At 46.1% G+C, this 13,076-nt stretch carries 12 protein-coding genes; 7 read left to right on the top strand and 5 right to left on the bottom strand.

Going from position 1 to position 13,076, the window contains the following annotated elements; genetic code table 11:
* Positions 1–2: 2 nt before the first annotated feature.
* The gene (locus tag HGH92_RS03305) at positions 3–1,457 is read left to right on the top strand and encodes a RagB/SusD family nutrient uptake outer membrane protein (RefSeq protein ID WP_168869327.1); all 1,455 of its coding nucleotides are present in this window, start codon (positions 3–5) and stop codon (positions 1,455–1,457) included.
* A 153-nt stretch (positions 1,458–1,610) separates the two neighbouring features.
* The gene (locus HGH92_RS03300; protein ID WP_168869326.1) at positions 1,611–2,996 is read left to right on the top strand and encodes a TlpA family protein disulfide reductase; all 1,386 of its coding nucleotides are present in this window, start codon (positions 1,611–1,613) and stop codon (positions 2,994–2,996) included.
* 99 nt (positions 2,997–3,095) lie between these two features.
* Here the strand turns inward: HGH92_RS03300 and HGH92_RS03295 are convergent, their stop codons facing one another.
* Positions 3,096–4,211, bottom strand: a complete 1,116-nt coding sequence (locus tag HGH92_RS03295; protein ID WP_168869325.1) for a type I restriction endonuclease — start codon at positions 4,209–4,211, stop codon at positions 3,096–3,098.
* Between the two features lie 415 nt (positions 4,212–4,626).
* Here HGH92_RS03295 and HGH92_RS03290 point away from each other — a divergent pair, with 415 nt between their 5' ends.
* Together HGH92_RS03290 and HGH92_RS03285 are read left to right on the top strand one after the other, a co-directional pair.
* Complete coding sequence (locus HGH92_RS03290) at positions 4,627–5,370, top strand: helix-turn-helix domain-containing protein (RefSeq protein WP_168869324.1); 744 nt, start codon at positions 4,627–4,629, stop codon at positions 5,368–5,370.
* A gap of 211 nt (positions 5,371–5,581) precedes the next feature.
* Complete coding sequence (locus HGH92_RS03285; RefSeq protein ID WP_168869323.1) at positions 5,582–7,081, top strand: hypothetical protein; 1,500 nt, start codon at positions 5,582–5,584, stop codon at positions 7,079–7,081.
* 11 nt (positions 7,082–7,092) lie between these two features.
* Here the strand turns inward: HGH92_RS03285 and HGH92_RS03280 are convergent, their stop codons facing one another.
* On the bottom strand, positions 7,093–7,932 hold the full coding sequence (locus HGH92_RS03280; RefSeq protein ID WP_168869322.1) for a universal stress protein: 840 nt from the start codon (positions 7,930–7,932) through the stop codon (positions 7,093–7,095).
* A gap of 50 nt (positions 7,933–7,982) precedes the next feature.
* Positions 7,983–8,747 carry a TIGR00730 family Rossman fold protein gene (locus tag HGH92_RS03275; RefSeq protein ID WP_168869321.1) on the bottom strand — a complete coding sequence of 255 codons (765 nt, stop codon included), beginning with the start codon at positions 8,745–8,747 and terminating at the stop codon, positions 7,983–7,985.
* A 136-nt stretch (positions 8,748–8,883) separates the two neighbouring features.
* On the opposite strand from HGH92_RS03275, the gene HGH92_RS03270 reads away from it, so the two are divergent.
* Both HGH92_RS03270 and HGH92_RS03265 read left to right on the top strand, forming a co-directional pair.
* Entirely contained in the window at positions 8,884–9,288 is a 405-nt protein-coding gene (locus tag HGH92_RS03270) for a hypothetical protein (RefSeq protein WP_168869320.1), read from the top strand.
* Complete coding sequence (locus HGH92_RS03265) at positions 9,285–10,790, top strand: L,D-transpeptidase family protein (protein WP_168869319.1); 1,506 nt, start codon at positions 9,285–9,287, stop codon at positions 10,788–10,790. Before HGH92_RS03270 ends, HGH92_RS03265 begins: the two co-directional genes overlap by 4 nt.
* A gap of 7 nt (positions 10,791–10,797) precedes the next feature.
* Here HGH92_RS03265 and HGH92_RS03260 read toward each other — a convergent pair whose 3' ends face one another.
* Positions 10,798–11,667 (bottom strand): ATP cone domain-containing protein, encoded by an 870-nt coding sequence (locus HGH92_RS03260; protein WP_168869318.1) that lies wholly within the window; start codon positions 11,665–11,667, stop codon positions 10,798–10,800.
* 249 nt (positions 11,668–11,916) lie between these two features.
* Between HGH92_RS03260 and HGH92_RS03255 the strand changes: the two genes are divergently transcribed.
* Positions 11,917–12,678 carry an SDR family oxidoreductase gene (locus HGH92_RS03255; protein ID WP_168869317.1) on the top strand — a complete coding sequence of 254 codons (762 nt, stop codon included), beginning with the start codon at positions 11,917–11,919 and terminating at the stop codon, positions 12,676–12,678.
* Positions 12,679–12,760: 82 nt separating this feature from the next.
* On the opposite strand, the gene HGH92_RS03250 is transcribed toward HGH92_RS03255, so the two are convergent.
* Positions 12,761–13,069 carry a hypothetical protein gene (locus HGH92_RS03250; RefSeq protein WP_168869316.1) on the bottom strand — a complete coding sequence of 103 codons (309 nt, stop codon included), beginning with the start codon at positions 13,067–13,069 and terminating at the stop codon, positions 12,761–12,763.
* Between the last annotated feature and the right edge of the window lie 7 nt (positions 13,070–13,076).

Here is a 13,076-nt window from a genome sequence, read left to right as displayed (position 1 = left end):
ACATGAGGCTACTTAACCGAAAACATATTTATCCGCTGATAGCATTGGTGGTCCTGTCAACACAGGAAGCCTGTAAAAGGGATTTCCTGGAAATCAACCCCAAGGGGGTGCTGGTGGCGGAAAGAACAGCTGACTATGATCAGCTGCTGAACTCTCTCCCGCTCACAGTGACGCCGCACCTGGTATCCGGTGATGAGGCGGCTGGCGTAGAGCCTTACTTTACCGGTGAAACATTGCCGGAGAGCCAGAAGTCTTTCCGGTGGGAAAATGATATTTATCTGCCGGACGCCACCTCCATGGAATGGACCGTGATCATGCAGATGGTGTATCAGTATAATAAAGTCATCAATGAAGTAATGAATGCCACAGATGGCAGTGAGGCGCAGAAACAATCATTGAAGGCCGAAGCCCTTGCCTGCCGCGCCTGGGGATACTTTATGATGGTGAATTTTTATGGAGCGCCGTATAATGAAGCCACTGCCGCTACAGATCTGGCGGTGCCCAGGGTGTTGACAGCTGATGTGTCAAAAACAACATTTACCCGCGCTACTGTAAAAGAAATCTACACCCTCATTGTGGAAGACCTTACAGCGTCATTGCCTTATTTGCCCGTTGCGCTGACCAACCGCCTCCGGATGTCGAGGCCTGCTGCAGAAGGATTGTTGGGCAAGGTGTATGTCTTTATGGGACAATATGACAAAGCATTGTCATCTTTGAATGCAGCGATCAATGACCTGCCCGGTGCCAGCATCCCGGCAGGCCTGTACGATTTTCGGAAGGAGCTTGCCCCCGGCGGCGCCTTTACGCCGGTTAGCCCCATAACAGGGCCAGCCAGAGGCAATTTAAATATCGATCAGGAAGTCCTCTTTCTCAAACAGACCGTCAACTATTTCAACTTCCTTTTTTCCGGTGTGGTGCTGAGCCCTAAAACTGTTGGCCTCTATCTGCCCGGCGATTATCGCCGTGCATTCCTGACACCGAATCCTTTTGGTGATTTTACCCATGCCTATCCTGGTGGTATGCTCAGGGCATGGGGGAGAGGCGGGATAAGCAACATCGGCGTAAGCGTTCCGGATATCTGCCTGTTGAGGGCTGAATGTAAGTCACGCATGAATGACCTTGCCGGCGCCGTGGCGGACATGGAGGCATTCCGGGCAATGAGAATGCCTGCGGAAGAAGCGGTAGTGCCTGCTGCTATTGCGGCGGATAAGGTAGCATTGACGACATTCATTCTCGATGAAAGAATCCGTGAATTTCCCTTGCAGGGATACCGGTGGTTTGATATGCGTCGCCTGTCTGTAGACCCGGTGTATAAATCTACGGTTGGCACCACGCATACCGTCTATGATGTGAGCGGTGCCGTGAAAAGCTCGTACACACTGCGTCCGGAACGGCTGACTTTCCGTGTTCCACTGTATATCGCCAATGCCAATCCGGATATGCCGCAAAATCCGTAACTACATTTTTTGATTAACCGGGCCGTTCGTTTACCGATTGTCTGTATAAAGCAGCAGTCCTGCCATCGCTTTGCCTGATCGGATGGTACACAGGCCGTGAAATAATTTCTGTAAAAAATAAAAGCAAACCAAATGATGAAAAAGAGTATGATAATGGCCTTATACTGCTTGTATGCAGCTATTGCCTTCGGACAAAAGAAAGACGCAATCATTGCCATAGGGGTCGCCCCCCTGAAGGTCGATTCTATGTGGATAGCTGAGGGAGAAAAGGTAGTCACGATCGGGCCCAATAAAGGAGGGGAATTTATATATCGCTTTACAGGGACTTTCCCGAAGTCGGTCAGACTGGGTATCAGCACGCCTAAAAAAGGAGAGCTGCCTTTGTTTCTCGAAGCGGGTGACAAACTGAATATCAAAACGGATTTTGAGGCCAATACGACCTTCTCCGGTCCCGGTGCTGCCAATGCCACCGTCTTATGGAACTACACTTACCAGTATATGCTGCGTAATACCACGGCAGATGCCACTAAGATGACGATGAAGGAATACTATGACATGGTAGACCATGCAGAACAGGAATCGATCGATATACTGGAGGCCAATAAACAAAAGGTGACACCTGCTTTTTACCAGGACCAGTCCATAACGCTGAAATACCGGAAGTTAAGCTCTGTAGTGCTGGCGCCGTATTTTTATCATCTTGGCTTTAAGAAAAAAATGTCTGAAGTGCTACCGGATAGTTTCTGGAAACTGGCGGACAATGTTGAGATGAATGATAGTCTGCTCAGCAACGAATCCTATAATATTTTTATGAGAGGGGCCTATCCTCCGCTGCTGGGCTGGCGTGAATCATTTGAGCAGGGCCGGCTGGACAGTGCCATGGAATATTCTCAGGTATTGATGCAGCGGTTAAGGTTGATTGAACAGCATTACATCGGAAAGGTGCGCAGCATGGCCATGGCGATTACGCTGAATACCCTCATCGGAATGGCGAAAGACGTGACTGCCCTGAAACCTGCCATTGACAATTTCGTAGCGAAGTGCGCCACTCCGGAAGACGCTAAAACAATACAGGAGTCTTACCGGAAGACGTTGGCGCTGGCTGCCGGCAAAGTGCCGCCCTTTTTTACATTGAAGGATATCAACGGAAAAGACGTGACACTGAAGGATTTTGCCGGTAAAGTAATCTATATGGATTTCTGGGCCAGTTGGTGCGCTCCCTGCCGCTATGAGATGAAAAACGGCAGCCCTAAACTTCACGAAAGATTTAAAGATAACAAGGACGTGGTGTTCCTCTACATCAGTGTGGATGACAAAGCCGCGGCCTGGAAAAAAGCGATTGCGGACGATAAAATTGAAGGCATCCACCTGTTGTCAGCCGGCGGCATGAACAGCGTAGTGGCAAAAGCCTTTAATATTATGGGGGTTCCGCGTTACGTGATCATTGGAAGGGACGGGAAAATATTTGACAGCGATGCTTCCCGGCCGAGCGAAGATAAAACGCCTGCACGAATTGAAGAAGCCTTAAACGCGCAGTAAAAGAAGTGCCTTGTCTTTAAAGATCGCTGAGGAGGTGTGTGATAACTGAAAGAATGATGAAGAACAGAGCCTGGTATAATCCGGGCTCTGTTCGTAGTTTTAATTTCTGCTTTGTTCTATTTCTGAATCTGCGGAGACCTTCTTGTTGTCATAAGTTCGTACCATATCCAGTAAGGTACTGGAGTGGGCGTATAAATCATCAAGACTAAGGATCTCTACTTTAGATTCTTTTTTGTTACTGTCAAACAAGCCAACCTGCTTTTTGGCGCCATTAAAATATAGGCGGCAGATCGTTTTCCGGTTATTATCATCCAGAAGAATAGAAAAATAAGACTGAGCATCCCTGTAAACAATCCTGTGTACCGGTATGATCTGTCTCAAAATAGATTTTACTATTAAAAATCCGTCTATTTCTTCCTGAGTTGTGAATATTTTCGGTTCATCCTCCTGGAGGGGACTATCATCTTCAACAGTTGTTGTCTCCAGCTTTTGGTTTTCAGCCTCCTTGGTCAGTGCTGATTTGAGCCGGTCAGTGATAATATCGTTGATGTACTGGGTGAATGATTTTTTAGTAAGCTCTGTAAATTGGTCCACGATCTTTTGTGTAACAACGCCCGGATAGATTTGCCTTGCGAAATACTTTACAAAATCGGGCGATGGATTATTCAGCTCCTGGGAAATGAGTAGTTTTAACTCATTGGTGTATTTCAATTCACTGGCAGTATTGACGATTTTGGTGAAATCAAAGTTCGTTTTGTGAAACTTCTTTAACTCCTCAATCTGAGTGTCCTTCATTTCAGCGATGTCAAAAACAAAGAAGGGCTTCTCATCCATTCTGTTGGGTTCAACAAGATCGGTGTAAAATCTATATTCTATCCCATTAGTCAAAATTGAGAATTTGGCTTTGGTTGCATGAAAGTATCTAAAGAGCTGCGATGCGTTGTGTACATTGAGTGGCCCTGTATGACATTTGCATTCTATCAGAATAATCGGAGCGCCGTCCTTTATGATAGCATAATCAATTTTTTCTCCCTGCTTTATTCCTATGTCCGCAACAAATTCAGGGATGACTTCAAGTGGATTAAAAACATCATAGCCTAGTTCTTTGATAAATGGCATGATAAAAGCATTTTTGGTCGCTTCCTCAGTAAGTACCTGGGACTTTAGCTTGGTCACTCTGTCCCCCAGCTGTTTAATTGCATCTTTAAAATCCATAGTTATAGTTTTTAAGATTTGATTTTGGGCTTGTTAAGTAGAGTTGGTTGATACCGGACGTTATTTTGAAAATTTAATTAACGACGGAAATTCACTTGATGGCAGGCTATGAACAGGACGCAGGGTATCTGCAATACAGTTAGGCTAATTCTCTCACGGTGTTTTACTAGATAATTTTGAGGTGAATAGGATATTGATGATTGCTGCTAAAAGGGAAAAATACTGATCTTTTGCAGTTTAAAATAACGAATAATTACGCAATCAGCAAAAGAAAGTGACTGTGTCAGGCCCCCGGGATTCCCTCGTACGCCATAAAATGAATGAATATGGAACAGTTGCCGGCCAGGAGACCGGTGCCGGCCCAAGCCGCCCAAAGCAATAAAACCGTAATTTTAGGTATATATCATCACGCAGCATGGAACTGAGAAGTATACCGCCCGATAAGAGCCTCGCCGATTTTGTTGAAAGTTTCTGGATGGTCCGGAATGACGCAGCAGCGGCGAAAGAAATTATTGTCCTGCCGGACGGCCGGTTCGATATCATTTTTTCTGCCGTGGCCAATAAGGATTTTCATGCTACGCTTCGCGGCCTGGACACCCAGCCGGCGCACGGTACCGTGCCCGGCAATGTTGTCATGTTTGCGGTCAGTTTTAAATTGCTCGCCATCGAGTACCTGCTCGATATTAAAATGGCGGCTGTATTAAACGAAGGACAGCGGCTGCCGGATGGATTTTGGAACATCGGGCCGCATGACCTGGAGGACTTTGACATGTTCTGCAAAAAAATCTCCGCTATAATGCTGGGCCTTGTCAAACCTGGTATTGATAATCGTAAAAAAGAATTGTTTGACCTGATTTATGCCTCCAATGGTTCGCTGCCGGTGCAGGAGCTGGCAGACCGTGTGGCCTGGAGCCGCCGGCAGATCAACCGGTATTTCAACGAGCAGTTCGGTATTTCTCTGAAAGCCTACTGTAATATTTTCCGCTTTAAAGCTTCCCTGCAACAGATCAAAGAGGGGAGGCTCTTTCCTGAATTGGATTTTGCAGACCAGACACATTTTATCAAGGAAGTCAAAAAGTTTTCGGGAGTGTCCCCGAAAGAACTGGCTAAAAACGTGAACGGCCGGTTTATATTATTGTCTGGCCTGTCGGAGCATTAGTAGCATAATATCGAAAATAATTTTTTCAATTGCATATTTTTGTATACCTTAAATCGTCAATCAGATTAATAGGAAGGACTGCTATCTATATTAAGACCCAATATCGAGACCTCATTATTACTATATTCATATCCTCAGAATAATCGATTAACCGTTTACCCGTCAGATATCCTCATGGCTATCTTTTCTTTCTCACCCTCAATTAATAATCATGAAAAAGTATGTTTTTCTTATTGTATTGTTTGCAGGTGCTGCGAGCATATTGTTGATGCGAAGAAAGCCGGCAGCAGCAGGGGAATCGCTTGCAAACATGAGCCAGACATTTCCTATCACCATTTCTTCCGCTGTTCCTCATGATGTTTCCGGCCAGGCTACTCCACAAAACCTCTGCACTTTTGCCTGGGATGAATTTTTTGCGCTGAATTGGAAGTCCGACTATGAACAATCTGGTTCGAGAGGAACGCCGGATGCAGGCTGGAAGTATGAAACAGACAAGAGCCCTTATCCGTCGCTGTTCGTATGGGAGACCTATAAACACCGGACGGAGTTGAGGCCGGCCACCAATGTGATGAGCAGATTCGATACAGTGCCGTACTATACTTACTATAATTGGAGCCAACCGGTCACAGGTACAGATACCACCGTTTTCAACAACCTGGATGAAAACAATGAAATAGGTTCCTGTGTCGTATTTGGACAGTCTGTTACAAATGATAAGCAATATCAGGTGCTGTACCAGGCAAAGGTAAACCGCGATGAATATAATTATATCAAGACAAATTTCGGTACCAAGGAAAAGCTTTATCAGGGCAATATCAATAATCAAGACAGTATCAGCGCGGATTCCGCCTATTTTAAGGGCTCCACCTCTACCTGCGAAAGCGACACCTTCTCCGCGAAGGGAAAAGGGATAGGCAGGGTTATTTGCCTGCCCTGTGGCAACAATCAACGGCCCACCGAAGGCGCCATTGAAGTAAAGACGGCCTGGAGAAGACTGAAATCCAATGAAGACAGTACCAGGTACGTCATGCGTACCGTGCTTACCTACGAGAGCGTGAACGGTGTACTCAGGGCTGTTAATAAACGTTATGCGCTGATCGGTATTCATATTATCCATAAAACCACCACCTTCCCGAATTTTGTGTTTGCTACCTTTGAGCAGGTCGACGTACAAAACAGTTTGGCCGGCAGAGGGCATATCACTGACATGGGTTATATAAGGCTTGACAGAGACGGAAATCCGACAGGCCCTTTCGTGAAGAATTACCCGCGCTATCATCCTATACCGCAGGTGGTACAAAACTCCACTACTGCGGCGCATGGTTTAATACTGCAGAGGAACCCCAAATCAATATGGCAGTATTACAGGCTGGTAGGCGTACAAGCCGCCACCACCAATGATTCTACCAGCTTTAGCTACTTCCTGGCCAATTATGTGATAGAATCGGATGATACGCTGGCCAAATTCAGAGGCAGTTCGATAAGAAACCCTCAGGACAATAAAGTGAATGTCGTTTATGGAGGCAAAGGTTATGTGATGGGTGGATGCCAGGGTTGTCACGGCGCGTCTCAGGTAAATTTAGGGACTGACTGCTCTTTTCTGCTGGATACCGTAGGCAAACCGGTGCTCCATCCGGATACAGGCTTTACCAGCTCGAAGTTGCAGCGGTACCTAAACGCATTCCAGCGTGTCCGTGAAGGGCAAAAGTAGGCAGCGTAATGTTATTTGCAGTGAGCGATAAATAATGGAGATTGTAGTTCCTGCATCAAGGTGTCCGCCATGCTTGGAAAAAACCATCTTGACAAACGGTTTCTTTGGTAGGCGCCCAGAACGATAATAGTACTGGCGCCTATCCCATGCAGATAAGCCGGAATTACTTCCCATGGAATGCCCTGCAATACCTGGTAGGTTGCCTGGGGATAATGCCTTTTCATGAATTCCTTCATTAACTTTCCATCCGGGAGATGCAGCGAAGATTTCGGGCTTTTTACCGAAACCACTTCGGCCGGCAGATGCTTCAGGCTGGAAAGCGTATAGTCAAACATCTTGATGGCATGCACAGAGGAGGGCGAGCCGTCATACAATAACACTGACTTGCTTATTCCGATAAATTCAGATGGGACCAATAACACAGGGCATACTGCTTCTGCAAGCAATTGACTCAGAAAATGGGATGGTTTTTCCTCTTTAACCCTGTTAAACGCCTCCCTGGATTCTATGATCAACAAATCAGCATAAATGCTTTCATGCAGAACGGCCTCTATTGCAGTGTCATTTTCTTTATGCAGTGAGTGGTTGAGGCCAGACTGTTGACATGCCAGCTCAAACTGTTGTATGCTTTTCTGCCTGGTACGCCTGTCCTTTTCTGCAAAGTCTTTTATCCGTTGGTCCGAAACACCTGATTCATCTACCAGGTCTTCAAAAGCATAACTTCTATAACTGATATCTGTCGGAAAAACGCCAACCAGATGGGCCATTTCCTGGCTGGCAATGGATATGGCATATTCAACGGTACTGCTGGAATAATTCAGGCCGTCCAAAACGGCAATTATCTTTTTCATGACTATTAATTTAGAAAGATGATAAAAAGCAAGGGGAATATTGAAAGGTGTCATTCTCTTAAAAGCACCAGCCGGCGGAATTCCTGCGTCCGTTTTGCATGATACTGCGCTACAGCATACTTTTGAAGGTGTTGCATTGCTTCATCAATAGAATCCGTTACCAGTATATACTGCAGGTCATTGGGAGATATCATGTGACTGTTGATCATTTTGTGGAACATGGGCATCAACGGCTCCCAATAGCTGCGGTTCATGAGTACCAGGGGAAAGTTCAGGATTTTGTGCGTTTGAACTAAAACAAGCGCCTCGAAAAACTCGTCCAGCGTGCCGATCCCTCCTGGCAGGATCACAAAGCCATAGGAATATTTAAACATAAGCACTTTACGTACAAAGAAATATTTGCAGTTAAAGTGGTGGTCAAGGTATTTGTTGGCGGCTTGCTCCCTGGGTAAACTGATATTGCACCCTACCGATTTGCCCCCGGCTTCTTTTGCGCCTCTGTTAGCAGCCTCCATAATTCCGGGCCCGCCACCGGTCATTACTGTAAATCCCAGTTTGGAAATGCCGGCCCCTGTTTTCCGCCCCAGTTCGTAATACTCAGAACCCGGATTTGCCCTCGCAGACCCGAATACCGCGATACAAGGCCCGGCAAAATGAAGTACACGGAATCCACGAATGAATTCGAACAGTATCTTCAGGCAAAAGAAGAACTCCTTGCTCCTGGACCGGGGGCCCTCCAGGAAATATTTTTCTTCGTGCCCCGGTAGCTCCTGTGGGATTGCAGGTGGTTGCCCGTTTATTTTAGCTGTTGACATATATTGAATATTGTAAAATTAATTTACCACGATTTTCCTTCGGGCATCATGACCACTGTCATGGAACAGCGTGATTGTCCTCATTTTCCCGCACTCAAAACGAGGCTATAATTGTATTGAAATAAAACTCGTTTTTATGCAGATGTATATTAGCGAAGAAGCTATGGTAGCGGATATGCAGGATAAGTTCCAAACCCTGTATCCATTCCTGAAGCTGGAGTTTTTCAGCAAACCACATCCTGAAGGCGGATATTCTCCTGAAGAAGAGAAAATACCACCGGAAACACGCGTTGAGGAAATGGGAATGCGACGCAGCTTTGGCTGGATTGATATCAGCTATTACCGGACTGCCGCCGAGGTGGAACACGATTTCAGCCACATTTTCGGCCTGAATGCCCAAATATTCCGCAAGGCGGGAACATTATGGCTGGAAACCACCAAAACAGATAACTGGACCCTGGAAGAGTTGAATAATGCAGGCAGATCGGCAAAGAGCCATACGTTCCAGTTGCCGGACGCGCCAGATAACGACACCGAATGAAAGCCTGCCTTTTTATACTGTTACTTTTCCCGGGTCTGTCTTTAAATGCCCAACTCCCCCGGCAAACCGGACGGATGGAAGATGCCGGTGTGCGCGTTTTTTACCAGAAAACCGGCGGAAAACCCGTTTGGCTCACTACCGGAGGAAGACAGAATTTTGACCTGTTTGCTGCATACCTGCGGGAAGCCGCCCGCCTGGGGTTAAATAAAGAGGACTACGGTCCGGCGTTGACTACAGCTTTAGCCGATAGTAGCTATAAGATACCAACGGCAGCAGATTCACTGCATATTGATTCCGTTATAACCGCAACGGTCATACGTTTTTTTAGCGACGTAGCATATGGCCATCTGGTAAAACTACCTGTTAAGTATAATGGGTTGCCCGCTCTACAGAACACGGGAATAGACATTGCCGCCAAACTGGCTGACAATCTTTTAAGCGGACAGTTTTCATATTTCCTGCCGTCTGTAGAGCCATCGGATACAGCATACATGGCAGTGAAGAACTGTATAGCCGCCTTGTATCCCATTGTTATGGATACCGCTTTCAAAGAAGTACCGGTTACATCACTAAAGGCGGACAGCTCCAATGCACCGTTATTATTGAGGTTAAGGCAGATTGGAATAAGTGACTCGCTTCCCGGCGCCGGCAAGGTATCCTTATCTGCGAGGATAAGGCAGGCCCAACGCCTGTTTAATATGTTGGACGATGGTGTTTTGAGGGAACCATTCCTAAAGGCGTTAAACGTTCCGTTGACATACCGGTTGCTCGAATTAAATAACGCATTAAACCAGCTCCGCTGGCTGCATCAGTACAAGAAAGAGGCTCCTGTGGTATTAGTGAATATTCCATCAACGGGCCTGGTGTTTTACCAGGAGGGAAAGCCGGTGTTGTATTCCCGGGTGATAACAGGGAAAAAGAGCACACCGACGCCCACGCTTGGAAGTGACATTACCGAAGTGGTGCTGTTTCCTTACTGGACAGTACCCAACAGGATCGCAGTCCGGGAATTGTTGCCCCAAATAAAAAAAGACCGGCAATACCTGGTTGATAACCAATTTGAAATATTAGATAAGAAAGGACATATTGTTCCCCCATCCACCATTGACTGGAACAGTCTTGGCGGCAACAATTTTCCGTATGTTATCCGGCAGAATACCGGCTGTGACAATTCTCTGGGTATTGTGAAGTTAAATTTCTATAGTCCTTTCGGTGTGTATCTTCATGATACACCAGGTAAAGCGCTGTTTATGCTGCAACAGCGGTTTTTCAGCCATGGGTGCGTGAGGGTGGAAGAAGCTGTGCAACTGGCCCACCTTCTATTGGATAAGGAAGCTGCCGCGATGATAGCCCTGGAAGCAAAAGGCAGTCAACCGGACCAGAGACCTGTAATATTCAGGGTTCCTGTTACAACTTATGTGTTTATACTGTACAATACAGCCTGGACGGATGCTACCGGACAGGTTAGATTTTATGAAGATGTCTACAGGGAAAATAACTGATCGGTAATCATACCCATTCCATTTTCACGATGTGTTCACATAAATGCTGAGCTTCCGTCAGTACTGTAAAATACCTGGGGCCGGTTATTCCAATGCCGGACAAATGGTCCGGCTTTTCTGTCAGGCTACGGCACAGCACAATTCCTTTTTCCAGCAGCATGTATTTTTCATGACGACTTAACGTGGAAAGACAAGTAATAGGATAAAGCCCGGTTTTGTCGACCACGTCTTTCAGCCCCCGGTCGGCGGGGTAGTCCCATGATAACATATTCAAGCCCATACATGCTGCATACTGGGTTGCATCCGGTGTTATCCGCGTATTGGTTATCAGCCATCCCTGATACTCCTGATGCTGGCTGTCGTTCGTTTCTTTCATGTGCCATTCAATATCTTTGAAACGGGATTGAATATATAAGGGGATTTTTACGTCACAGTGTGTACCCTGCAGTTGATGGTACTTGCATTCAATTACACAGAATTTTTTATCCTTGACGGCATAGATGTCTACTTCATGTGTAACGCAATGGCCTGTCATTACCCTGTTCGTAATGGCGGAATATCCGGCTTGCCTGAACAGCTCAGCTATATATTGTTCAAATGGAAATCCCGATGGGCCTAATTCGAAGATGGCCCGTTTGAGCTTGTAACGGCCTGCCACCTGCCTGGATGACTTCTTTAAAATATCATACGCGGTCTTGTATATCGTACGGGTTGATATATTTGGGTACAGACGTTTGTATAATTCATTGATTATATGCTCAATTGTTTCATTGGCAGCCCCTGATCGCTTCAGGGACCGTCTTATCTTCTCAACGGAGAACGGGACGATGGTCCCATCGGATTTTGTCACCAGTATGGATGGTTGTTTCGTTGCCATATCAAAAGTCTTTCTCCGGCTAATTTATGCCTGTATGGCGTGGCAATATGTGATATTCATTATCATTTTTATTGATTGTGGTCATGTATTCATTCAGGTGCAGACAAAAACACGACGTAAATCAGACAAGCGATTGACAAGCATCATTCCTTGCTGCATACCGTTCGTCTAACTTTAACAAACACAATGAAACAGGTAACAGACCGGAAATTTTTCTGTAGAGTTTTTTCACCGGAATAAAATAAAAATATGAATACGATATTCAATAATAAAGTAGCCATTGTTACGGGTGGAAGCTTTGGTATTGGCCGTGCCACGGCCATTGCATTTGCGCGGCAGGGAGCGTCGGTAGTGATCGCAGATTGTGTGGAAGACCTTAACCGGGAGACATTGCAACAAATAGAAGCTGACGGAGGTAAAGCAACGTTTATAAAATGTGATGTCAGTAAAGCGTCCGACATTGAAGCGATGATTGATAAAACCATCAGTATGTACGGCAGGCTGGATTTTGCCTTCAATAATGCAGGGATTGAAGGTGTGGCAGCTACCACGCAACAGTGTACCCAGGAGAACTGGGAAAGAACGTTGGCTGTAAATCTTACCGGTGTCTGGCTGTGTATGAAACACGAGCTCTCCCATATGTTGCAGCAGGGTAGCGGTGCTATTGTCAATTGCGCATCTGTGGCCGGTTTGGTGGGGTTTCCTTCGCTCCCTGCATATGTTGCCAGCAAGCATGGTGTGATAGGGCTTACCAAAACCGCCGCGCTGGAATACGCCAAATGGGGTATCCGGGTAAATGCTGTTTGTCCGGGTGTTATAAAAACACCCATGATAGACCGCTTTACGGGGAATAATAAGCAGGCAGAACAACAATTTGTGGACATGGAACCTGTAGGGCGCATGGGAGAGCCGGCAGAAGTAGCGGCAGCAGTGATATGGCTTTGTTCGGATGCAGCCTCTTTTGTCACTGGCGTAGCCCTCCCGGTTGACGGTGGATGGATCTCTCAATAAGTAGGAACAGCCTGATGGCGGCTATCAATACAAACAGGCCGTCTTTTCAGAAGCGGCCTGTTTTGTATTGATAGATTAATAGTTATTGTCCCCACCGCTCTTTTACCACCTTACATTCTGTTTTTGATATCCAGACATCCACAGTCCCTCCGTATGCAGGTTTCGCAGGATACTTCCGGATAATAAAAAAAGAATCTGTTTCGGTCACATCTACTATAAAGGGATTGTCTTTTTCGTTGTATCGCGTAAACAAAGCGATGCTCTGTTTTTTGAGCGAATCCACCTGGCATCCTTTTGCGGTATAGTTAAATCTACGCGCATGTTTTGCCTGCTGGGCGGTAGCACAGGCAGTCAACATAACCATCAGTATGATACAGATGTTTTTTTGCATGGTATTG

The sequence above is a fragment of the Chitinophaga varians genome, from assembly GCF_012641275.1.
Classification (GTDB): Bacteria; Bacteroidota; Bacteroidia; order Chitinophagales; family Chitinophagaceae; genus Chitinophaga; species Chitinophaga varians_A.
The sequence above is the reverse complement of the archived record's forward strand: the minus strand, read 5'-3'. Positions and strand labels throughout refer to the sequence as shown.